Raw genomic sequence first — 22348 nt, forward strand, 5'->3', positions numbered from 1 at the left:
TGAGACCGAAGAGGATGCAGCCGAAGAAGATGTGGCTGAAGAGGAAGTCCTGCGCGAGCACGAGGTGCGTACGGCTCTGCTCGATCTGCTCGCGGAGGTCGGCGCACTCACCGCGACCCAGGCGGCCGGCCGGCTCGGCTACAGCTCCGGGCTCTGCTCGTTCCATCTGCGCCAACTCGCGCGGTACGGGCGGATCGAAGAGGTCCCGCGCAGCGGAGGGCGGGCCAAGCCGTGGCGGCTGCGGAGGGCGGCGGAGCCGGCAACCCCCGTTGGGAGCGGGCGGATTGCGGAGGTCGTCGAGCAGCACGGTGAGTTCGGGGAGCTGGCCCGTGGTCTGGAGGACGAGAGCTACCAGCGCTGGCTGGACCGGCGGGAGGGCGCACCGCGCGAGTGGCGTCAGGACGAGGCCTTCAGCGGCGTCGTCTATCTGACGCCGGAGGAGATGAGCGCCGTCGCGGAGTCCGTACGGCAGACCCTCGACCGGTATCGGCACCGGGAGCAGCAGCCCCTCGCACGCCCCGGGACCGCCCGGCCCGTCGCGCTCGTCGCCCGGCTGTTCCCGCTGCTGCCCGATGACCAGGGCGCCGAGGACCAGGACTCCGAAGGCCAAGGCGCTCCTGACGCATGACAGAGCCGCCACCCCAGTGAAGCGGGCGGCGGCTCCGAGCGGCGTACGGCCGTGTGCCGTAGGACCGTACGCTCAGTCGTTGACCGTCGTCGGGTCCAGGCCCAGGCGGCGGTCCTCGTTGAGTGCGCTGATCGCGGCGATGTCCTCGGTGTCCAGGGAGAAGTCGAAGACCTCGATGTTCTCCTTGATCCGGGACGGCGTCACGGACTTGGGGATCACCACGTTCCCGAGCTGCAGGTGCCAGCGCAGGACGACCTGGGCCGGCGTGCGGCCGTGCTTCTGGGCGATGGCCACGATGGCGGGGACTTCGAGCAGGCCCCTGCCCTGGCCGAGCGGGGACCAGGCCTCGGTGGCGATGCCCTGCTCCGCGTGGTACTCGCGGGCCGCGTGCTGCTGCAGGTGAGGGTGGAGCTCGATCTGGTTGACGGCCGGGATGACGGACGTCGCGTCGATCAGCTTCGCCAGGTGCTCCGGGAGGAAGTTGGAGACACCGATGGACTTGGCGCGGCCGTCCGCGGCGAGCTTCTCGAAGGCCTTGTACGTGTCGATGTACTTGTCCCTGGCCGGCATCGGCCAGTGGATGAGGTACAGGTCGACATAGTCGAGACCGAGCTTCTCCAGGGACGTGTCGAAGGCGCGCAGTGTCGAGTCGTACCCCTGGGCGCTGTTCCAGAGCTTGGTGGTGACGAAAAGATCCTTGCGGGCGATACCGGAGGCGGCGAGGGCCTTGCCGGTGCCCTCTTCGTTGCCGTAGATCGCGGCGGTGTCGATGCTGCGGTACCCGGCCTCCAGCGCGGTGGCGACGGCCTGCTCCGCCTCGTCGTCCGGCACCTGCCAGACTCCGAAGCCCAGCTGGGGCATCTCGACGCCGTTGTTCAGGATGATCGGGGGGACCTTGCTCACGAGCTCTCGATCCTTAAGTCGTCGGATGGTACTCCCATCGTCAACGATCACGGGCTGTTGTGCATTCCTGTCCCGTGCGTTCGCCGACGTAACCGGAGATTGGCCGGAAACAGCCGCGGCGCTCCGGCCTTATCGGTCCAGACCATTGACCGGGCCCGGTCATCAGTGGACGCTGCTGCTCGTCAGCCGCACGTGAATGAACTCCGGGCACATATGTGAACTCCAGGTTGGGGGAGAGATCTGTGAGCACCACGAGAAGGACCCTGTTGGGCGCGGCGCTCGGCGGCGCGGCCGCGACGGCCGTCGGTCTGCCCGCCGCCACCAGGGCGCACGCCGCGTCCTGGCAGCTGAAGTGGTCGCCGTCGGCGAGCGGCGACGGACTCGGCGCCTTCGAGACACTGGAGGACGACCGCGCCGACTCGCACCCCGCGGCCTCCCCGCACATCTACGCCACCGGCAACAATTGGCGCTTCAACATGCACACCGTCGACCGCGACACCTCGACGGACCGTCAGCGCCACGAGGTCACCGGCCTGCGCAACGGCTCCGGCAGCGACTACCTGAAGTGGACCGAGGGCCAGACCTGGCGGGTCACGTACTCGATGTACATCCCGAGCTCCCTGAAGGCGACCACCACCTTCACGCACATCATGCAGCTGAAGCAGCCGGGGTCCGGCACCTCGCCGATCGTCGTGCAGTCGCTCCGCCGGGTGAACGGCGTGCAGACCATCGAACTCAAGCTCTTCACCGACGACATCCTCGTCGGCCGTACGAACCTTGAGCCGTTGCACAACAAATGGATCGACGTCGACTTCCAGATCAAGGTCGGCAACGGTTCGGCGGGCTCGGTCCGCTGGATCCTCAAGAACGGCTCCACGACCGTCATCGACAAGTCGAGGTCGGGCGTGGACACGTTCCTGGCCGACCGCGTTCGGCCCAAGTGGGGCATCTACCGTTCCCTCGGCGACACGTCGGGGTCCCTGCAGGACTGTCATCTCCTGCTCTCGAACATGCGGGGCTACCAGCTGGTGTGAGCCGGCCGACGTGAGTGTTCATCCCGCGGTCGTGCCCAGGTACGCGTCCCGCACCCGCTGGTCGGCGTGGATCTCGGCGGGTGTGCCCTCGGCGAGGACCGTACCCAGGTCGAGTACGACGACTCGGGCGCACAGCTCCATGACGAAGGCGACGTTGTGCTCGACGAGGAGGACGGCGCAGCCCTCCTCGTCGGACAGGTGACGGACGACGGACGACAGATGGCGGCTTTCGTCGGCCGTCATCCCGGACGCCGGTTCGTCCAGCAGCAGCACCTTGGGCGGGTCCGCGACCGCCCGCGCCAGTTCGAGCATGCGGGCCCGGCCCACCGGCAGGGCGCCGGCGTAGGTGTCGCCGAGTCCGTCGAGCCCGCAGACGCGCAGCACCTCGGCGGCCCGGGCGCGGCGGTCCCTCTCGTACGTACGCCGGGTCGGCGCCGCCATCAGATCGGCCGCGAGTCCGCCTCCGCCGCCGCGCCACTCCTGGGCCACCACCAGGTTGTCGGCGGCCGTGAGCTGGCCGAAGAGCTGCTGGCGCTGGAACGTGCGGCGCATTCCGTGGCGGGCGCGCCAGACGGGGGAGCGGCGGGTGATGTCCGTTCCGGCGAGGTGGATGCGGCCCTCGTCGGGGCGGCGGATACCGGAGAGCACGTCGAAGAGGGTGGTCTTTCCGGCGCCGTTGGGGCCGATGAGCCCGCAGATCTCACCGGGGCGCAGGGTGAGGCTCACGTCGTCCAGGGCGCGGATGCCGCCGAAGCGGACGTCGATGTGGGCGGCTTCGAGCGCCGGGGTGCTCTCGCTCATGGCCGGACCACTCCCCGGTCTGATCCTTCGTCTGATGCCTGGTCTGATGCCTGGTCTGATGCCTGGGTTGATCTCTGGCCTGTTCCTTGCGCTGATCCTCGGTCCGATCGGCTTTCGGCCGAGCCCGGCCGGTTGCCCGGCGAGGCGGTTGCCGCCCGCGGCGCGACCGGCGCGTCCGCCGGGGTGGCCGCCAGCCCCAGATACGCCTCCGTCAGCCGGTCCGTCTCCACCTCCGCCCGCGGGCCGCACCACGTCACCCGCCCCTGTGCGAGGTACGCGACCGTGTCCGCGACGCCGAGCACCTCGGTCGCCTTCTCCTCGACGAGGAGCAACGCCGTGCCGGCGCCCCGGAGTTCGGTGAGGAGCCGGAACACCTCCTCGACCACACGGGGTGCGAGGCCGAGGGACGGTTCGTCCGCGACCAGGACCTTCGGCGGGCGCTGGAGGAGCGGGGCGAGGGCGAGCATCTGCTGCTCGCCGCCGGAGAGCGAGCCGGCGGCGACGCCGCGCCGTCCGGCAAGGCCGGGGAACCGTTCGTACACGGCTGCACGCTGGTCCTTCTCGCGCAGGTACAGGGCGAGGTTCTCCTCGATGGTGAGCGCGGGGAAGATGCCGCGCCCCTCCGGTGCCAGCACCACTCCGGCCCGCGACCGCCGTACGGCGCCGTCGCGGGTGGCGTCGCGCCCGGCGACGTACACCCGGCCGCCGAGCGGAGCGACGAGTCCCGCCGCGACGCGGCAGGTCGTCGACTTTCCGGCGCCGTTCGGGCCGAGCAGAGCGAGGATCTCGCCGGGGCGTACGGCGAGGTCGACCCCGTGCAGGATGAGCGCGCCGTCGTATCCGGCGCGGATGCCGCGGAGTTGGAGGGCGGGCGGTTCGCCGGGGGAGGCGGGCGCCGTCGACCGGGTGTCGGCTGTGGACCGGGCGTCGGTCGTCGATCGGGCGTCGGCTGTCGATCGGGCGTCGGCTTCGGAGGCGTCCACGGTCGCCGTCCGGGGCTCTGCGCTCCCAGGCACAACACCGCCGGGCACTCCACTGCCTGGCATCCCGCTGTCCGGTACTTCACCGCCGGGCACGCCGCTGCCCGCCGTCCGCCTCCGGTGCACCCGTACCGACACCGCCGCGCAGTACCCGTCCGGATCGTTCGCCAGTGCCAGCCCGGCCAGCCCGAAGAGGATCACCGGGAGGTGCACGGACTCGGTGACGTAGTCCGAGACGAGGTGTGGCACGAGCGCGTACACCAGCCCGGCGACCACCGCGAACTGCGGGCGCCGCAGGCCCGCAGCGACGACCACCGCGAGCCAGATCAGCCCCGTCATCGCCGTGAAGTCGGTAGCGGTGACACGGGTGTTGTACGAGGCGTACATGACGCCGCCGAAGCCCGCAAGACCCGCCGAAAGCGTGAACAGCACCAGCTTCGTACGGACGACCGACACCCCGGACGCCATCGCGGCCGCCGGTGCCGAGCGCACCGCGAGCATCGCCCGCCCCGACGGTGAGCCGCGCAGCGCGCTGAGCGCCGCCACGGCCGCCGTGACGAGCACGACCAACGCGACGCCGAGCGCCCGGTCGTCGTTCAGGTCCACCGGACCGAAGACCGGCCGGGGGATCGACCACCCCGTGTCCCCGTTCCTCAACCAGCCGATCTGGAACAGGACTTGGTCGGCCAGGAAGGCCAGCGCAAGCGTCGCCAGGGCGAGCGAGCGGCCGCCGAGCCGCAGGGCCGGGAGCGCGACCAGCGCGCCGAGCACGGCCGCCGCGCAGGTCCCCACGGCCGCCGCCGCCACGAACGGCCAGCCATGGCTCATCAACAGCCCCGCCACCAGCGCCGCCCCCGTCACGAAGGTCGCCTGCGCCAGGGACACCATCGCGCCGAGCCCCGTCACCACCGTGAAGGAGACGAACACCAGGGAAAGAGCGAGCCCTTGGGCGAGTATGCCGCTCCAGAAGGGGGTCGTGACCGTGTAGAAGGCCGCCGCGAGCAGCACCGCGGCCGCCGTCCACGGGCCCCAGCGCCGCAGCCAGGACCGTCCGGCCAGATAGTCGACCGGCGGCACGTCGACGGCCGCCGTGCCCGCCGTCCGCCGGCGCCGTGTCAGCAACAGCAGCCCGGCGAACAGGATCAGGAAGGGCACGGCGGTACGGAAGCCGGTGATCCGCTCGGCGAAGCTCGCGTACCCGGCGACCAGGTTCTGCAGCACCCCGAGCCCGAGTCCGCCCGCGAACGCCAGCGGGACGGAGACGAAGCGGCCGAGCACCGCTGCCGTGGCCGAGACGAAGAGGAAGAGCGTGAAGTCGTGGGCCGACAGGCCGAGGAGAGGTGTCGCCAGGACACCCGCCAGGCCCGCGAGCCCCGACGACAGCATCCACGCGATCGACGACAGCCGGTCCGCGCTCATCCCGCGCAGCTCCACCAGCGAGCGGTTGTCGACCGCCGCCCGCAGCTTCAGCCCCAGCGGGGTGTGCCGCATCAGGATCCACAGCCCGACCGCCACCACGGCGGTCGCGACCCAGGTGATCAGCTGGTCGGAGTCGATGCCGACGCCGTCCGTCAGCTGCCAGGACTTCGCGGGGCTCGGCCCGACACCGGGCAGCCCGAACTGGTTCTCGGCGGGTTTCACGGACGCGCCCGCGTCCGCCAGCAGCTCGACGATCCACAGCCCGAGCGCGGGCAGAGCCACCAACAGCCCGATGGTGGCGACTATTTGAGCCGTCTCACCGACCCTTGCCAGCTTCCGGAACATCAGCCGGTCGAGGCCCCAGCCCAGTGCGGGCGCCGCCACGCACACCAGCAGTACAGCCGTCGGGACGGCGGGCCAGCCGAAGCCCGAGTGCAGTTCGTAGAAGGTGAGCGCGCACAGGTAGGCGGTCGCGCCGTGGGCGAAGTTGAAGAGGCCCGAGGCCGAGTAGGAGAGCACGAGACCGGTGGCGAGCAGCGCGTACAACGCACCCGACACCAGTCCGCTCAGTACGAATCCCAGCAGGTCCGACATGCCGAGTCCGCCTACTTGAAGGGAATCGGCGGATAGCACTCGAAGGGCGACGACACCGCGTACTTCCCGCCCTTGAGCTGGACGAGCGCACCGCAGCCGAACGACTCCTTCTGCCCCTTCGGCTCGGCTCGGTCGCCGACCAGCGTGTCCGTGTCCGCGAAGCCCTTCGCCGCCTTCTGGAAGGACGCCACGGTCAGGTCCTTGCCCGCCTTCTCGGCGATGGCGAGGAAGAGGTCGGCGGACATGTAGCCGGTCATCATGTGCATGTTGAGCGGCACGTCCTTGCCCGCCGCCTTCCGGATGTCCTCCTTGAATTGCGTCATCGCCGCGGTGTCCTGCTCGAACGGCTGGAAGGAGAGCAGGACGTGCACCCCGTCGAGCGCCTTCCTCGTCGCGCTCTTGGCGAGCAGCCCGGGGTCGTAGTCGGTCGGATCGGTCAGCAGGCCCTGGTATCCGGTGCGCTTGACGGCCGTGAACAGGCCGATGTTGTACGGGGTCTGCATCACGGAGACGATCGCGTCCGGCGCCTTGCCGCCGTCACTGCGCAGGATCTCCTTCGTGTACGCCGACCAGTCGCTCGGCACGGAGGCCGCGGGCACCGACGGCTTCGCGTACGTCACCTTGAACCCGGCCGACGCGAAGCTCTGCTTGTAGGTGCGGATGCCGAACTTCCCCGCGTCGCTGTCGTTGGCGAGGATCGCCACGCTCCTGCCCGCCGAGCCGCCCAGCACCTTCTTGAGGCCCTCGGGCCACGTCTGCGAGATGGTGCCGCCGGGCATCGGCACCATGCAGCCGCCGAAGCCGTAGATGTACGTGGGTCCGCAGAAGGACGGGAGTGTGCCCCAGCCGAACGTGGGGACCTTCTGCTGCTGCAGGAAGTCCGCGCCGGAGAACGTCGTCGAGCTCATCGGCGCGATCGCGAACACCTTGTCCTGCTGGACGAGTTTGCGCGCGGCCGAGAGGTTCTTGGCCGGATCCTGGCCGTCGTCCTCCGCGCCCAGATAGTCGATCTTCCGGCCGTTGACACCGCCTTCGGCGTTGGCACGGTCGAAGCGGGCCTTCGCGCCGAGGTCGGTGTCCTTCTTCGAATAACCGCTGGCGGTGGTCATGGAGACGATGCCGCCGACCTTCACGGAGCTGTCGGTCACTCCCCGGACGGAGTCCTCGGTATCGGAACTCCCGGTGGTGGATGCCGAGTTGCAGGCGGTGGCGAGCAGCAGGGCGGCCACGGTGGCGGTGATGGCGCGGATCGGTCGCGACACGGTCGGTCCCCCTCCGTCGGGTGACCGAAATAATCCGTGCAATCTGACGACCCGTCAACATCTGGCACACTGATAAGTGACGACCCGTCAGGTGCCCCGCAAGGGGCGCGGGGAACTGCGCGCCCAGCCACAAAGGACCGGCAGCCGACAACCAACCAGCAGTTCCCCGGCTCAACCCGCGGAGTAGAGCGCCTCGACCTCCGACGCGTACGCGTTCTCGATCGCCTTCCGCTTCAGCTTCAGCGACGGCGTCAACAGGCCGTGTTCCTCGGTGAACTGATGAGCCAGTATGCGGAACGTACGGATCGACTCGGCCTGGGAGACGAGCGTGTTCGCGGCGACCACGGCCCGGCGCACCTCGGTCTCCAGATCGGGGTCACGCACCAGTTCCGAAGCGGTCAGCTCCGGTTTGTCGCGCATCTGCAGCCAGTGCTCGACGGCCTCCCCGTCCAGGGTGACGAGCGCCGCGATGTACGGGCGGTCGTTGCCGACGACGATGCACTGCGCGACCAGCGGATGGTCGCGCACCCGCTCCTCCAGGACCCCCGGCGAGACGCTCTTGCCGCCGGAGGTCACCAGGATCTCCTTCTTGCGCCCGGTGATCGTGAGGTAGCCGTCCTCGTCGAGCGCGCCCAGGTCGCCGGTGGCCAGCCAGCCGTCGTGCAGCGCGGCGTCGGTGGCCTTCGGGTCGTTGAGATAGCCCTGGAAGATGTTGTCGCCGCTCAGCCAGATCTCGGCGTCGTCCGCGATGTGCACGGTCGTGCCGGGGAGCGGCTGCCCGACGGTGCCGTACCGGGTGCGCTCGGGCGGGTTGGCGGTCGCGGCCGCCGTGGACTCCGTGAGCCCGTACCCCTCGTAGATCTGCACGCCCGCGCCGGCGAAGAACAGCCCGAGCCGCCGGTCCATCGCCGAACCGCCGGACATAGCGTGCTTGATGCGTCCGCCCATCGCCTCGCGGATCTTGGAGTAGACGAGCTTGTCGAAGAGCTGGTGCTGCATGCGCAGCGCCGTCGAGGGCCCCGGGCCGATGCCCCAGGCCTTCGCCTCCACCGCGTCCGCGTACCGCACGGCCACCTCGACGGCCTTCTCGAACGGGCCCGCCCTGCCCTCCCGCTCGGCCTTCCGGCGGGCCGCGTTGAAGACCTTCTCGAAGATGTACGGCACCGCCAGGAAGAACGTCGGCCGGAACGCGGCCAGGTCGGGCAGCAGGGCGGCCGCGTTGAGCTGCGGCTGATGGCCGAACTTGACCCTGCCCCGGATCGCCGCGACCTGCACCATCCGCCCGAAGACGTGCGCGAGCGGCAGGAACAGCAGCGTGGCCGCCTGGTCGCCGCGCTTGGAGCGGAAGAGGGGCTCCCAGCGCTCGATCGCCGTGTCCGTCTCGAACATGAAGTTGGCGTGCGAGATGACGCAGCCCTTGGGGCGGCCGGTGGTGCCGGAGGTGTAGATGATCGTCGCGACCGACTCGGGCGTGACCGCGCGCCGGTGCCGGTGCACGACCTCGTCGTCGATGTGCGCACCGGCCTCGTACAGCTCCTGCAGGGCGCCCGCGTCCAGCTGCCAGAGCTTGTGGAGCATCGGCAGCCGGTCGATGACCGTGGCGATCGTCATCGCGTGGTCCTCGTGCTCCACCATCGCGGCCGACACCTGCGAGTCGTGCAGCGTCCAGAAGACCTGCTCGGCCGACGAGGTGGGGTAGATCGGCACGACCTGGGCGCCGATCGACCACAGCGCGTAGTCGAAAAGCGTCCACTCGTAGCGCGTACGGGACATGATCGCGACCCGGTCGCCGAAGCGGATGCCGTGCGCCAGCAGTCCCTTGGCCAGCGCCAGGACCTCGTCGCGGAACTCGGCCGACGTGACGTCACGCCACTGGCCCTGCTCGTCCTTGCGGCCGAGCGCGACGTAGAGGGGGTCTTCCAGGGCATGCTCGAACACGGCATCGGCCAGACCGCCCACCGGCGGCGCCGACGCCAATGGAGGGTTGGTGAACTCGCGCAATCCCGCTCCTTGTGGCGCTCCGCACAGCGCCGTGAAAGCTACCTCACCGGGCGCTGTGACGGGAGGGGCGCCGAACCGACTCGGCACCGAGCGTACGCACTGGCCAACCGTTGAAATACGGCCACAAGGGAGGAGGCCGGGACAGAATTCTTACTCTTCCGTAAGTATCGGGCTCGCAATCTCCACGGAATCTGTACGACGTGCTTACGCAGCGTCGACCTGGGCGGGCGGCTCCGGGGCCGCCGCCTCCTCGGCCGCGGGCCGGGCAGCCGAACCCGGCGGCCGTTCCAGCCCGTTACCGCGCGGTGCCCGTACCAGCGCCAGGACGAGACCCCCCGCGATCATCCCCGTCACACCCGCCGCCACCGACGCCGTGTTGAGCCCCGACGTGAACGCGGCCCGCAGGACGTGCTCGGGGACCGTCCCGCGCAGCGCACCGGCGCCGCCGCCGGCCAGCGTGTGGGCCGCGTCGTGCGACAGCGTGTCCCGCATACGGGAGGTCAGCACCGTGCCGAAGACGGCGACCCCGAGCGCGTACCCGAGCTGTCGGGCCGTGTTGACCGCGCCGCCCGCCATACCGGCCCGCTCCGCCGGCACCGCGGCCAGCGCCGCGCCCGCGATCGCCGGGGCGACCAGGCCCGTGCCGATCCCCACCAGAACCAGACCCGGCACCAGGACCGTCCAGTTCGTGTCCGCGTCGAGCACGGCCTGGCTGAACGCGCCCGAGCCGATCAACAGCAGCCCGCCGCCTATGGTCAGCCGCGCCGGAACCCCGTGCAGCAGCTTCCCGGCGAGGATCGCGACCACGACGGACGCGCCCGTCAGCGGCAGCAGGGCGAGACCGCCGTGCACCGGGCTCATCCCGAGGACCGTCTGCATCCAGATCGACAGATAGGGGATCACGCCGAACGCCACCCCGTTGAACGCGAGCGCCCCCGCCATCACGCCCACGAACGCCGGCTTGCGCAGCAGGGACAGATCGAGCAGCGGATGGGCCACGCGGCGCTCGACGAGGGCGAAGGAGACCAGCGCCAGCGCCGCGAGCGCGAACGAGCCCGCCGTGACCGCCGACGTCCAGCCGTCGGACCCCGCCCGCACCATCCCGTACGTCGTCGCCCCCGCGAAGCACGCGAACGCCGCCGTGCCCGCCCAGTCGACACGCATCTCCCGCGGGCCGCGCGACTCGGGCACCACGCGCAGGGTCAGCCATACCGCCGCCACGCTCACCGGCAGGTTGACGAAGAAGATCCACCGCCAGCCGGGCCCCTCGGTGAGCAACCCGCCGGCCAGCGGCCCGGCCGCCGCCGCGGCGCCACTCACCGCGCCCCACACGCCGAGCGCGGCCGACCGCTGCCGTCCCTGGTACACCGAACCCAGCAGTGGCAGCGTCGTCGCGAACATCGCGGCCGCGCCCACCCCTTGCAGCCCGCGCGCCGCCAGCAGCATCCCGGGCCCCGACGCGAGGCCGCACCACAGTGACGCCCCCGCGAACAGCACGACCCCGGCCACATGCACCCGGCGCCGGCCCAGCACGTCCGCCGCCGCGCCCGCCGCCAGCAGCAGCGCGGCGAGCGCCAGCGCGTACCCGTCGACGACCCACTGCAGATCGGTCAGCGAGGCGTCCAGCGCCCGCGCGATGTCGGGCAGTGCCACGATCACGATCGTCACGTCCAGCAGCAGCATGAACGTCCCCAGACAGACCGCTGTGAGCGGCCCCCATGTACGCATCCTCGGCAACTCCTCGTCCTACGGCTTGTCCTGCACGTGCCTCGTACGATGAGGTGCCGCCGGACGATCCCGGTGATCAGCGGCGGAACGGCGCCCGGAACCGACAAGGAAGGGCGGCCCACCGATGGAATCCCCCACCTCCGACCCGCTCGACGTCGAACTCCTCCACGCCCTGGAGGTCGACGGCAGGGCGCCCTTCAGCCGGATCGCCGCGGTGCTCGGCGTCTCGGACCAGACCGTGGCCCGCCGCTACCGCAGGCTCGTCGCCGAGGGCGGTCTGCGGGTTGTCGCCGTCCGCAACAACGTGCGGCTCGGCCGGGACGACTGGATGCTGCGGCTGCGATGTACTCCGGACAGCGCCGAGACCATCGCGAACGCCCTGGCGCGGCGGCCCGACACCGCCTGGATCGGTCTCACCTCGGGCGGCACCGAAGTCGTCTGCATGACCCGGCCGCGCAGTCCCGGCGACCAGGACGACCTGCTCCTCGGCAAGCTCCCGCGGACCCCGCACATCCTCGAGATCCGTGCCTTCCAGATCCTGCACACCTACTTCGGCGGTCCGGTCGGGTGGCTGGTCAAGCACGGCCCGCTCGGGGCGGACCAGATCGCCGCGTTGCGTCGCGCACCCTCCGTGGACGCCGGTCCCGCCGTGCTCACCGGCGAGGACGAGCCGCTGGTCACCGCTCTCGAACGTGACGGTCGTGCGACCTATCCGGAGTTGCGGCGGGCGACCGGCCGGTCGGAGTCCGCCGTCAAGCGTCGGCTGGAGCAACTGCTCGGGTCCGGGGCGCTGTTCATCGACATCGAGTACGACAGCACTCCCCTGGGCTTCCGGGTCGGGGCGATTCTCTGGATCACCGCCGGGCCTGCGGCGCTTGACGCGGTGGGGCGTGCGCTTGCCGGGCACGCGGAGATCGCCTTCGTCGGTGCGACCTCGGGGCCCTCCAACCTTGTCGCGACCGCCGTGGCTCGTGATACCGCTGAGCTGTATGCGTACGTGAGTGGGAAGCTTGGTCGGCTTGGCGGGGTTGAGCATGTCGAGACGGCGCCGTTCCTGCGGCGGGTCAAGCAGCTCACGTATCAGCAACCCAAGCGCTAGCGCTGCGCGCGGCGCCTCATTGGGGCAGTGTGTGACGTGCGGGCCGGTTGTGGCTGGTCGCGCAGTTCCCCGCGCCCCTGAAGGGGCGTCCCCCCGGACGCCGGGTTTTCAACGACCCCGGTGAAGTCTGTCTCCGCCCGCCAGGATCTTGTTCGCCAGTGCGGTTGCCGCGCCCTGGGCCGCCGTGTGGCGTCTGCCGTGGACCAGGACGAACTCGACCTCGCCCAGTTCGGGCAGGCCCGCGCGGTCGGGGACGCGGACCAGGCCCGGGGGGATCAGGCCGCGTGAGTGGGCCATCACGCCCAGGCCCGCCCTCGCGGCCGCGATGAGGCCGTTGAGGCTGCCGCTGGTGCAGGCGATGCGCCAGGGGCGGCCCTGGCGTTCGAGGGCTTCCAGAGCCAGGGCTCGGGTGACCCCCGGCGGCGGATAGACGATCAGCGGTACCGGGCGCTCGGGGTCCAGTCGGAGCCGCTCCGCGCCGATCCAGACCAGGCGGTCGTGCCAGACCAGTTCGCCGCGCGGGTCCTCGGGGCGCCGCTTGGCCAGTACCAGATCGAGTTTTCCGTCGGCCAGTTGCTCGTGCAGGGTGCCCGAGAGCTCGACCGTCAGCTCCAGGTCGACCTCGGGGTGGTCGTGGCGGAAACTCTCCAGGATCTCGGTGAGGCGGGTGAGGACGAAGTCCTCGGAGGCGCCGAAGCGCAGCCGGCCGCGCAGCCGGGTCCCCGTGAAGAACGCAGCCGCCTGCTCGTGTGCGTCCAGGATGCGGCGCGCGAAGCCGAGCATCGCCTCGCCGTCCTCCGTCAGCTCCACGGAGTGGGTGTCCCGCGAGAACAGCTGCCGCCCTGCCGTGCCCTCCAGGCGGCGCACATGCTGGCTGACCGTGGACTGGCGCAGCCCGAGGCGCCGGGCGGCCTGCGTGAAGCTCAGTGTCTGGGCCACGGCCAGGAACGTACGCAGCTGCGAAGGGTCGTACACACCGTCCAGGCTATCGCGGTTCGTGATGACAGTCAGAGCGGTATGACGGATTCCCGATCACGGTCCCGAGGAGGACGATGGAGAGGGCACGAACCAGCTGGAGTCCGAGTCGGCGACAGAGACGTCCGCGACGAGGACTCGGCACCACAAGACTCAGCTACGGAGCACCGTGAAACGCCTGAAGTGGCCGTCCTGGCTGCCGATCGACCCGTACATCCTGCTGCTGCTCGGGACGGTGGGCCTCGCCGCCCTCCTCCCGGCCCGGGGCACCGGCGCCGACGTCGCGTCCGGCGCCTCCACCGCGGCCATCGCCTTCCTCTTCTTCCTCTACGGGGCGCGTCTTTCCACCCGTGAGGCGATGGACGGCCTGCGCCACTGGCGGCTGCATGTCACGGTCCTGGCCAGCACCTTCGTGGTGTTCCCGCTGCTCGGCCTGGCGGCCCGCGGACTCGAACCGGTCTTCCTGAACCACTCGCTCTACACGGGCCTGCTCTTCCTCACCCTCGTACCCTCGACGGTCCAGTCCTCGATCGCCTTCACCTCCATGGCGCGCGGCAACGTGCCCGCCGCGATCTGCGCGGGCTCCTTCTCCTCCCTCGCGGGCATCGTGATCACCCCGCTGCTCGCGGCGACACTCCTCGGCAGCACCGGGGGCGGGTTCTCCGCGGACTCGCTGATCAAGATCGTGCTCCAGCTGCTCGTGCCGTTCGTCGCCGGCCAGCTGCTGCGCCGCTGGATCGGCGGATTCGTCACGCGCCACAAGAAGGTCCTCGGCCTCGTCGACCGCGGCTCCATCCTCCTGGTCGTCTACACCGCGTTCAGCGAGGGCATGGTGCAGGGCATCTGGCACCAGGTCAGCCCCGCCCGGCTGGCCGGTCTGCTCGGGGTCGAGGTCGTACTGCTCGCCGTGATGCTCGCGATCACCTGGTACGGGGCGAAGGCACTGCGCTTCAGCCGCGAGGACCGGATCGTCGTCCAGTTCGCCGGGTCCAAGAAGTCCCTGGCGGCCGGACTGCCCATGGCGAGCGTGCTGTTCGGCGCCCACGCCGCACTGGCCGTACTGCCCCTGATGCTCTTCCACCAGATGCAGCTCATCGTCTGCGCGGTCATCGCCAAACGCCGCTCCCGCGACCCCGAGGCGGCGCCGGCCCTCACTCCGGACCCAGCCGCAGAGACACGAATCGCGGTCGGTACAGGGACACGTTCCGGCTGAGGTTCGCCTGCGCCGAAATGCCGGTCGTGTCCAGCCAGTTGACGTCGTAGCTCAGTACGATCCCGTCCCGGCCGACCGCCGGGTGGATCTGCGGGTTGTACGCCGCCACGCCCGGCCGCTGCTCCGGCAGCGGCGGGCTGAAGCCCTTGCCGGGCCCGTGCCAGGGCCCCGTGGGCGAGCACGCCCAGTACGAGGTGATCGTCGTCAGCCCCTCGGCGCCCGCCGCCATCGTGAACAGCACGTACGTCCCACCGTCGCGGACGACCGTGAACGCGCTGCCCACCCCGGTCCGACTGCCGTCCCCCAGCACGGGCTTCATCCGCGAGGGGATGGACCAATCCTCGCCGTCCCAGTACCGCCACGCCGCCGGATCCGCCAGCCGGCCGCGGGGCACGCGCGCGACGTACGCCTTCGACACGGGCTGTGAGGCCGCCCGGGCGTCGTCACCGCCGAAGACGTACGTCCAGTTCTCGTCGTCGATCATCGCGGTCGTGCCGAACAGCACCCGCTGCGCCGGATCCCGGACCCCCTGCTGGTCGAGGACCTTCACGATGCCCTCGACGCGCAGGTCGGGCAGCGAGAGCGTGGCGACCTCGGTGGCGGTCGGGACACCGTAGATCCAGGGGTACGTGCCGTTCGCACGGGTCCACAGCACGACCCGTACGACCTGCTCGGACGAACCGGGGGAGCGGGGCTCGATCCGCGCCGCCACCGGCCAGCGCCACTGCCCCGGTGCCGGGTCCGCGAACAGCGGCGCCGGCAGGGTCTGCTGGAGGCGGCCGTCATCCATGACCACGGCCGAGTTGCGCACCAGGGGCGTGTTCGTGTCCCGCCACGCGTAGGACTCACCCGCCGGGTTCGGCGGCCGGTACACCGGACCGAGGAACGTGTCCGAGAACAGCCACAGCACCCGCCCGTCCGGCAGCCGCACCGAGTGCGTGCCGTCGCCGCCGGTCCAGTCGTCGGTCCGCGAGGCGTCGTCCCCGTACCGCGCGAACTCGCCCGTGAGGTCCTGGTCCGCGGCCCACGAGGTGACCTTGCGGGCCGCGCAGGAGCCCTCCCGGTCCTGGTCGTCCGGGAGGGCGGTGAGCAGCACGGCGCCGAGGACCAGGGCCAGCAGCAGGCCGAGCCCGGTCCCCGTGCGCTGTCGTGCTCGTGCGTCGTCGGGCACGCCCGGGACGTTAGTGGCTGCCGCTCACCCGGTCCATGGGCAGCCACAGGACGGTGTCCCGGGTCACAGCGGCGGACGCGGATGTGGCCGTGGATGCGGATGTGGGTGCGGGTGCGGTGCGGACGTCGGCGACCTCCGCGTCGCTCAGCGCCCGGTCGTACACCCGTACGTCGTCGATCGCGCCCGTGAAGTGCGCCCGGCTGTCGAGCTTCTGGCCGATGTGCACGCCGAACGGCGAGTTGCGGCTCACGGAACCCGGCACGTCCGCCGTACTGGCCGCCGTGCCGTCGATGAACAGCGTGAGCTGTCCGCCGCCGCGCCGCAGCGCCAGATGATGCCACTGCCCGTCGTTGTACGCGCCGGTCGTGCGCACCGACGCGGACCTCGGGGCGCTCGCGCCGTCCCGGACGGTGATCAGCCCCTGGATACGGTCACTCGCGGGTTCGCCGCGCAGCCACACCTGCGGCTGGGTGGTGCCGACCCCGCCCATCCAGAGCAGCGGCTGTTCACCGGTGGTGGCCGTGTAGCGGAACCACAGCGACGCCGTGAAGTCCTTGGTCCTGAGCGGCAGTTGGTCGCGGTACGGCAGGCGTACGGCGTCGTCGGTGCCGTCGAAGTCGAGGGCGCCGCCGAACACCCCGTCCGTCGCGCGGGCGCCGCCGAGGACCGCCGCCCGACGCGCGTCCGGTGCGCGGTCGGCCGTCGTCGGGTCCGGGCCGCGGCGCGGCTGCAACCAGTCCTCGGTGAACCGCGCGAAGCGGATCTCGTCGCGCGCGTCCACCGCGCCGCCCTCGTACATCAGGCCGGCCGTGTCGCGGCCGATCCCCACCAGGTCCGAGTAGCCGGACCAGTCCGTGGTGACGACCGTGCCCCGGTCCACGCTGTCCCAGGTGCGTCCGGCGTCGTAGGAGGAGCGGATCATCATCGTGCGGCGGCGGTCCGGGTCGGCGGGGCAGGCGAGCAGGATCCGGTTGCCCAACCGCAGGGTGGAGCCCTGCACCTGGGGCGTGTACAGGTCCGGGAGGGCCTGGAAGGGCGAGACGAAGGTGTCACCGCCGTCGCGGCTGAACGCCTGCGTACGGTGGCCGAGATCGGTGCCGTCCTGCTCGCGGCCGCTGACCAGGATCGTCCCGTCGGCGCGCTCGGTCATGGTGATCTCGGACGGCTTCTGCCGGAACGTGCCCTCGGCCGGTATCGACCACGAGTCCGTCGCCCCGATCCGCCAGTGGTCACCGCCGTCGTCGCTCACGATCAGCGCGGCATGGTTGGCGCTGACCCTCCCCCAGCCTCCGGCCGGGGGGACCCCCATCTCGCTTCGCTCGCCGTCCCACGTCTCGGTGTTGACGCCGAAGACGAGTCGGCCCGCGTGCTTGCCGCGGGACAGCTGGATGCCGTGCACAGGGCCTGTCGCGTACCAGGAGTTCCAGTTCGGGGGGAGGATCTCGGCGCTGAGGTCGCGCGGCTCGGACCAGGTGCGGCCGTCGTCGTCGCTGTGCTGCATGTGCGGGGTGCGATCGCAGGGGACGTCGCAGTTGCGGCCGTCCGTGCGGCCCGTGTTGTACGTCTCGGCCAGCACGATCCGGCCGGTCTCGCGGTCCACGATCGGCGCGGGGTTGCCGTGCGTGTCGCCGGCGCCCTCGTTGACGACCTGGAGCGGACTCCAGGTGCGGCCGTCGTCGGTGGAGCGCTTGAGCACGATGTCTATGTCACCGGCGTCACTGCAGTCGTTCACCCGGCCCTCCGCGAACGCGAGCAGGGTGCCCTTCGTCGTCTTCACGACGGCCGGGATCCGGAAACAGGCGTAACCGGGATCCTGGGAGGCCTTGAAGAGCACCTGCTGCTCGAAGCCCGGGTCCGGGGCGGCGGGTTCGGCCTGCGCCGCCGGGGTCGTGAGGGCGAGTAACGCGACGGTGGTGAGAACCGTTGTCAGGGTGGATCTGAGGCGTGCGCGAAGACTTGACGGCATGGTGCGGCCCTGCCCTTCATGCGTCTGGACATCTGAACATCTGGACATCCCACGTCCAACGTGCGCGGCCACAGACGCTACTGGGGCCTCCGGCGGCCCACAAGGACCGCGCACGAGTCGCGGTCGGGTAAATCGCGCGGCCCCGGTCATGCCGGGAGATCAGTTCATGCGCCTGTTGATCCGGATTTCCGGTACGGACGGCTGATGCGGGCTAACGTTCCGTCATGAACGCACCGGACACCGAACCCCGTCTCGCCCTCGACCCCGCGCGCACCGCCCTCGTGCTCGTCGATCTGATGGACCGCATCGTGGGACTGCCGCTGGAGCCCCGCAAGGGCCCCGAACTCCTCTCCGTCGCCGAGGAGTTGGCAGCCGCCTTCCGGGCAGTGGGCGCGCTCGTCGTGCTCGTCCGCGTCGAACGGGCCGGCGTCGGCGAGCAGCCGCCCGGCAGCGGGCTGGTCTCCGGGCTCGCGGCCGACGGCGACCTCGAGATCGTGAAGCGGACCATCGGTGGCTTCCAGGGCACGGGTCTGGACGAGCGGCTTCGCGAACGCGGCGTCACCACGCTGGTGTTCGGCGGAGTCGCCACCAATCTCGGCGTCGAGTCCACCGCCCGCGCCGCCGGCGACCTCGGCTACGACCTCGTCTTCGTCGAGGACGCCATGGCCGCCCTCACCGCGCCCGAACACGAGGCCTCCGTGAAGCTGGACTTCCCGCGCCTAGGGACGGTCGTCACCGCTTCGGAGGTCCACTTCGCCAAGGGCTGAGCGCGAAAGACGTCAGCCTTGCGCGAAAGACGTCAACTTTGGCCCGCGAGTGAGCCGAAGGGGCGCGCCTGTGTCGAGAGCGCGAGCGCGCGGAGGCCCGACGAAGGAGGGTCGAGCACGGTCGCGCTCTCGACACAGGCTTCTGCGCCCCGGAGGCGAACCGAGCGTTAAAAAGGGGGGGCGGGGCCCCTCCGGCGCAGGGGGCGCTCCCCGCCGGGTCGGGGCCCCGCCGCCGTGCAGCGGGGAGACCGGTCAGCCCTGGGCGGCCGCGGCCCGCAGAGCGATGCGGTGCTCGCCCGCGTACACGTTCATGGAGGCGCCCCTGAGGAAGCCGACGAGGGTGAGGTTCGACTCGGCGGCCAGGTCCACGGCCAGCGAGGACGGGGCCGAGACCGCGGCGAGGACGGGGATGCCCGCCATCACCGCCTTCTGGGCCAGCTCGAAGGACGCCCGGCCCGAGACCAGCAGGACCGTGCGGGAGAGCGGCAGCGAGCCGTTCTGCAGGGCGCGGCCGACCAGCTTGTCGACCGCGTTGTGACGCCCTACGTCCTCCCGGATGTCGACCAGCTCGCCGTCCTCGGTGAACAGGGCCGCCGCGTGCAGGCCCCCGGTCCGGTCGAAGACCCGTTGCGCCGCGCGGAGCCGGTCGGGGAGGCTCGCGAGGAGCTCGGGTTCGAGCCGCACCGGGGGAGTGGTGTCGCCCGCCGTGTCGTCGATCGTCCAGCGGGCCGTCGTACGGACCGCGTCCAGGCTCGCCTTGCCGCACAGGCCGCAGGACGAGGTCGTGTAGACGTTGCGTTCGAGCGTGATGTCGGGGATGACGACGCCGGGCGCCGTCCGCACGTCGACGATGTTGTACGTGTTCGAGCCGTCCACCGTGGCGCCCGCGCAGTACACGATGTTCTGCAGTTCCTCGGCGGCGCCCAGAACCCCCTCGCTGACCAGGAAGCCCGCCGCGAGCGCGAAGTCGTCGCCCGGGGTGCGCATCGTGATCGCGAGGGGTTTTCCGTTGAGGCGGATCTCCAGTGGTTCCTCGGCGACGAGCGTGTCCGGGCGGGCGGAGACCGCCCCGTCCCGGATGCGGATCACCTTGCGTCGTTCCGTGACTCGTCCCATGTCCTGATCAGTCCCGGTTCTGTACGTGCTGGTAGCCGAAACGGCCCTTGATGCAGAGGTTGCCGTGGGTCACCGGGTTGTCGTGCGGTGAGGTGACCTTCACGATCTCATTGTCCTGCACGTGCAGAGTGAGGTTGCAGCCCACTCCGCAGTACGCGCACACCGTGGTCGTCTCGGTCTGCGCCGACTCGTCCCACGTACCCGCCGCCCGCATGTCGAACTCCGACTTGAAGGACAGCGCTCCCGTCGGGCACACCTCGATGCAGTTGCCGCAGTACACACAGGCGGACTCGGTGAGCGGCCCGTCGTGCTCGACCGCGATCCGGGCGTCGAAACCGCGCCCGACGACGGAGATCGCGAAGCTGTTCTGCCACTGGTCGCCACAGGCGTCCACGCACTTGTAGCAGAGGATGCACTTGTCGTAGTCACGGACGTACAGGTCGTTGTCGACCCTCGGCTCCTCGTTGAGACGGGCCGCGTCCGGGCCGAAGCGGTCCGGCTTCGCCTCGTACTCCTTGAGCCACTCGGCGACCTGCGGTGTGGTCGACAGGTCGACCGAGGACGCGAGGAGTTCGAGGACGATCTTGCGGCTGTGGCGGGCGCGCTCGGTGTCCGTACGGACCTCCATGCCCGCCTCCGCCTTGCGGGAGCAGGCCGGGACGAGCGTGCGTGCTCCCTCGACCTCGACCACGCACACACGGCAGGCGTTCTTCGGCGTGAGCGTGTCGCCCTGGCACAGCGTCGGCACGTCTTTTCCGGCGGCCCGGCAGGCGTCGAGGATGGTCGAGCCCTCGGGGACCCGTACGGGTTCCTCGTCCACGGTGAATTCGAGCAGACGGCGGGGAACCCCCAGCGATACCACGGTCATTCGTACGCCCCCAGACGGTCGATGGCGGATTCCACGGCGTTCCAGGCGGTCTGTCCGAGACCGCAGATCGAGGCGTCCCGCATGGCACGGCCCACCTCGCGCAACAGCACGATGTCGCCCGCCGCCTCCGCGCCCGTCCGCTCGACGATGCGGTGCAGCGCCTCCTCCTGGCGGACCGTCCCGACCCGGCACGGCACGCACTGCCCGCACGACTCGTCGCGGAAGAACTCGGCGATCCGCAGCAGCAGGCGCGGCAGCGGCACGGTGTCGTCGAAGGCCAGTACGACACCGGAGCCGAGCGTCGTGCCCGCCTCCCGGGTGCCTTCGAAGGTGAGCGGGATGTCCAGCTCGTCGGGTCGTACGAAGCCACCGGCCGCGCCGCCGAGCAGTACAGCCCGCAGACGCTCACGCACCCCCGCCAGCTCCAGCAGTTCGCCGAGTGTCGCGCCGAACGGCAGCTCGTAGATGCCGGGCCGGTCCACGCTTCCCGACACGCAGAACAGCTTCGGCCCGGTGGACTTCCCGGTGCCGATCGCCGCGTACGCCTGGGCTCCTATGGTGAGGATGGGCAGCACGTTGACCAGCGTCTCGACGTTGTTCTCGGCGGTGGGTTTGCCGAACAGGCCCTTCTCCACGGGGAAGGGCGGTTTGGAGCGCGGCTCTCCTCTGTACCCCTCTATCGAGTTGAAGAGGGCGGTCTCCTCGCCGCAGATGTACGCGCCCGCGCCGCGCCGGATCTCGATGTCGAAGGCGTACCCCTGGCCGAGCACGTCGTCCCCGAGCAGTCCACGCGCGCGTGCCTGTCCGATGGCGTGTTCCAGGCGCTGGAGGGCCCGGGGGTACTCGCCGCGCAGGTAGAGGTAGCCCTTGTGGGCGCCGACCGCGTACCCCGCGATCGTCATCGCCTCCACGAGGGAGAACGGGTCGCCCTCCATGAGCACCCGGTCCTTGAAGGTGCCGGGCTCCGACTCGTCGGCGTTGCAGACGAGGTAGTGCGGGTGGTCGGGCTGGGACGCCGTGGCCTGCCATTTGCGGCCGGTGGGGAAGGCGGCGCCGCCGCGCCCGACCAGACCCGCGTCGGTGACCTCGCGGATGACCCCGGCGGGACCGATCGCGAAGGCCTGCCGCAGGGCCGTGTAGCCGCCGTGCGCCCGGTAGTCGTCGAGCGAGGACGGGTCCACGACGCCGACCCGGCCCAGCAGCAGGAGGGACGGGTCGCCGGCCTGCGGAACCGCCAGCGCCGCCGGCGGCTCCTCGGGTGCCGAGTCCGGCGCGCTGCCCGCGAGCACCGCCGACTCGACGGTCGCGGGCGCCGACACCGCCGTACGCACCGGCTCCCCGGCCTTGATCGCCAGTGCCGCCGGAGCCCGCTCGCACAGGCCCAGGCACGGGCTGCGCTCGACGCTGACACCGCTGCCGAGGCCGAGCCGGGCCTCGACACCGGCGCACAGTTCCGAAGCTCCGGCCGCCGCGCACGCGAGGTCCGTGCAGACGTGGAGCACGGTCGCGGGGCGCGGCTTCACCGAGAACATCGAGTAGAAGGTGGCGACCCCGTAGGCCTCTGCCGGCGGCACCGTGAGCCGTCGGCAGAGGTAGTCCAGGGCGCCGTCGCTGATCCAGCCGACGCGGTCGTTGACGGCGTGCAGCCCCGGCAACAGCAGGTCACGGCGTTCCCGGGCCTCGCGGCCGCCGCGTGCCCACCTCAGGTCGGCGTCGGAACGGTCGGCGCCCTCCCACGAAGACTCCGGAGGACCGAGCAGCGCGTCGACCGCCGCCCGCTCCTCGTCCGTCGGTTTGCTGTCACCGAAGTGCAGGTCCACTTA

17 protein-coding genes are annotated in these 22348 nt (G+C 70.9%); 5 read left to right on the forward strand and 12 right to left on the reverse strand.

Going from position 1 to position 22348, the window contains the following annotated elements; all coding sequences use genetic code 11:
* The first annotated feature begins 31 nt into the window (after positions 1-31).
* Positions 32-628, forward strand: a complete 597-nt coding sequence (locus AB0I18_RS09760) for a winged helix-turn-helix domain-containing protein (RefSeq protein ID WP_363104871.1) — start codon at positions 32-34, stop codon at positions 626-628.
* Between the two features lie 72 nt (positions 629-700).
* On the opposite strand, the gene AB0I18_RS09765 is transcribed toward AB0I18_RS09760, so the two are convergent.
* Entirely contained in the window at positions 701-1489 is a 789-nt protein-coding gene (locus AB0I18_RS09765; protein WP_363104980.1) for an aldo/keto reductase, read from the reverse strand.
* Between the two features lie 284 nt (positions 1490-1773).
* Here AB0I18_RS09765 and AB0I18_RS09770 point away from each other — a divergent pair, with 284 nt between their 5' ends.
* On the forward strand, positions 1774-2565 hold the full coding sequence (locus tag AB0I18_RS09770; protein WP_363104872.1) for a heparin lyase I family protein: 792 nt from the start codon (positions 1774-1776) through the stop codon (positions 2563-2565).
* A gap of 18 nt (positions 2566-2583) precedes the next feature.
* Here AB0I18_RS09770 and AB0I18_RS09775 read toward each other — a convergent pair whose 3' ends face one another.
* From AB0I18_RS09775 to AB0I18_RS09795, 5 genes are all read right to left on the reverse strand, one after another.
* On the reverse strand, positions 2584-3366 hold the full coding sequence (locus AB0I18_RS09775; protein ID WP_363104873.1) for an ABC transporter ATP-binding protein: 783 nt from the start codon (positions 3364-3366) through the stop codon (positions 2584-2586).
* Positions 3363-6359 (reverse strand): ATP-binding cassette domain-containing protein, encoded by a 2997-nt coding sequence (locus tag AB0I18_RS09780; protein WP_363104874.1) that lies wholly within the window; start codon positions 6357-6359, stop codon positions 3363-3365. Before AB0I18_RS09780 ends, AB0I18_RS09775 begins: the two co-directional genes overlap by 4 nt.
* Before the next feature lie 11 nt (positions 6360-6370).
* Positions 6371-7621 (reverse strand): ABC transporter substrate-binding protein, encoded by a 1251-nt coding sequence (locus AB0I18_RS09785; RefSeq protein ID WP_363104875.1) that lies wholly within the window; start codon positions 7619-7621, stop codon positions 6371-6373.
* A 171-nt stretch (positions 7622-7792) separates the two neighbouring features.
* On the reverse strand, positions 7793-9622 hold the full coding sequence (locus AB0I18_RS09790; RefSeq protein WP_363104876.1) for an AMP-dependent synthetase/ligase: 1830 nt from the start codon (positions 9620-9622) through the stop codon (positions 7793-7795).
* A 204-nt stretch (positions 9623-9826) separates the two neighbouring features.
* Entirely contained in the window at positions 9827-11350 is a 1524-nt protein-coding gene (locus AB0I18_RS09795; protein WP_363104877.1) for an MFS transporter, read from the reverse strand.
* 124 nt (positions 11351-11474) lie between these two features.
* Here AB0I18_RS09795 and AB0I18_RS09800 point away from each other — a divergent pair, with 124 nt between their 5' ends.
* Positions 11475-12449 carry an Lrp/AsnC family transcriptional regulator gene (locus tag AB0I18_RS09800; protein WP_363104878.1) on the forward strand — a complete coding sequence of 325 codons (975 nt, stop codon included), beginning with the start codon at positions 11475-11477 and terminating at the stop codon, positions 12447-12449.
* A 108-nt stretch (positions 12450-12557) separates the two neighbouring features.
* Here the strand turns inward: AB0I18_RS09800 and AB0I18_RS09805 are convergent, their stop codons facing one another.
* The gene (locus AB0I18_RS09805; RefSeq protein ID WP_363104879.1) at positions 12558-13424 is read right to left on the reverse strand and encodes a LysR substrate-binding domain-containing protein; all 867 of its coding nucleotides are present in this window, start codon (positions 13422-13424) and stop codon (positions 12558-12560) included.
* A 169-nt stretch (positions 13425-13593) separates the two neighbouring features.
* Here AB0I18_RS09805 and AB0I18_RS09810 point away from each other — a divergent pair, with 169 nt between their 5' ends.
* A complete protein-coding gene (locus AB0I18_RS09810) occupies positions 13594-14637 on the forward strand; it encodes a bile acid:sodium symporter family protein (protein ID WP_363104880.1) in 1044 nt (347 codons plus the stop codon).
* Here AB0I18_RS09810 and AB0I18_RS09815 read toward each other — a convergent pair.
* Together AB0I18_RS09815 and AB0I18_RS09820 are read right to left on the reverse strand one after the other, a co-directional pair.
* Positions 14576-15808, reverse strand: coding sequence for a DUF4185 domain-containing protein (locus AB0I18_RS09815; protein WP_363104881.1), 1233 nt, complete (start codon positions 15806-15808; stop codon positions 14576-14578). The two genes, AB0I18_RS09810 and AB0I18_RS09815, sit on opposite strands and share 62 nt — an antisense overlap.
* 10 nt (positions 15809-15818) lie before the next feature.
* Complete coding sequence (locus tag AB0I18_RS09820) at positions 15819-17774, reverse strand: sialidase family protein (RefSeq protein WP_363104882.1); 1956 nt, start codon at positions 17772-17774, stop codon at positions 15819-15821.
* A 224-nt stretch (positions 17775-17998) separates the two neighbouring features.
* Between AB0I18_RS09820 and AB0I18_RS09825 the strand changes: the two genes are divergently transcribed.
* Positions 17999-18541 (forward strand): isochorismatase family protein, encoded by a 543-nt coding sequence (locus AB0I18_RS09825; RefSeq protein WP_363104883.1) that lies wholly within the window; start codon positions 17999-18001, stop codon positions 18539-18541.
* Between the two features lie 252 nt (positions 18542-18793).
* On the opposite strand, the gene fdhD is transcribed toward AB0I18_RS09825, so the two are convergent.
* Genes fdhD through AB0I18_RS09840 form a run of 3 tightly spaced genes read right to left on the reverse strand, consistent with a single transcriptional unit; the run spans position 18794 to position 22345 of the window.
* Entirely contained in the window at positions 18794-19657 is an 864-nt protein-coding gene (gene fdhD / locus AB0I18_RS09830) for a formate dehydrogenase accessory sulfurtransferase FdhD (protein WP_363104884.1), read from the reverse strand.
* Positions 19658-19664: 7 nt separating this feature from the next.
* Positions 19665-20525, reverse strand: a complete 861-nt coding sequence (locus AB0I18_RS09835; RefSeq protein ID WP_363104885.1) for a 2Fe-2S iron-sulfur cluster-binding protein — start codon at positions 20523-20525, stop codon at positions 19665-19667.
* On the reverse strand, positions 20522-22345 hold the full coding sequence (locus tag AB0I18_RS09840; protein WP_363104886.1) for an NAD(P)H-dependent oxidoreductase subunit E: 1824 nt from the start codon (positions 22343-22345) through the stop codon (positions 20522-20524). Before AB0I18_RS09840 ends, AB0I18_RS09835 begins: the two co-directional genes overlap by 4 nt.
* Positions 22346-22348: the final 3 nt, after the last annotated feature.

Source organism: Streptomyces sp. NPDC050704 (assembly GCF_040654355.1).
Classification (GTDB): Bacteria; Actinomycetota; Actinomycetes; order Streptomycetales; family Streptomycetaceae; genus Streptomyces.

Excerpts from the sequence above, each read along its gene's own strand:
- AB0I18_RS09765 (WP_363104980.1), bottom strand. The coding sequence starts at position 1,489 with ATGCCCCAGCTGGGCTTCGGAGTCTGGCAGGTGCCGGACGACGAGGCG.
- AB0I18_RS09775 (WP_363104873.1), bottom strand. The coding sequence starts at position 3,366 with ATGAGCGAGAGCACCCCGGCGCTCGAAGCCGCCCACATCGACGTCCGC.
- AB0I18_RS09780 (WP_363104874.1), bottom strand. The coding sequence starts at position 6,359 with ATGTCGGACCTGCTGGGATTCGTACTGAGCGGACTGGTGTCGGGTGCG.
- AB0I18_RS09795 (WP_363104877.1), bottom strand. The coding sequence starts at position 11,350 with ATGCGTACATGGGGGCCGCTCACAGCGGTCTGTCTGGGGACGTTCATG.
- AB0I18_RS09800 (WP_363104878.1), top strand. The coding sequence starts at position 11,475 with ATGGAATCCCCCACCTCCGACCCGCTCGACGTCGAACTCCTCCACGCC.
- AB0I18_RS09820 (WP_363104882.1), bottom strand. The coding sequence starts at position 17,774 with ATGCCGTCAAGTCTTCGCGCACGCCTCAGATCCACCCTGACAACGGTT.
- AB0I18_RS09825 (WP_363104883.1), top strand. The coding sequence starts at position 17,999 with ATGAACGCACCGGACACCGAACCCCGTCTCGCCCTCGACCCCGCGCGC.
- fdhD (WP_363104884.1), bottom strand. The coding sequence starts at position 19,657 with ATGGGACGAGTCACGGAACGACGCAAGGTGATCCGCATCCGGGACGGG.
- AB0I18_RS09835 (WP_363104885.1), bottom strand. The coding sequence starts at position 20,525 with ATGACCGTGGTATCGCTGGGGGTTCCCCGCCGTCTGCTCGAATTCACC.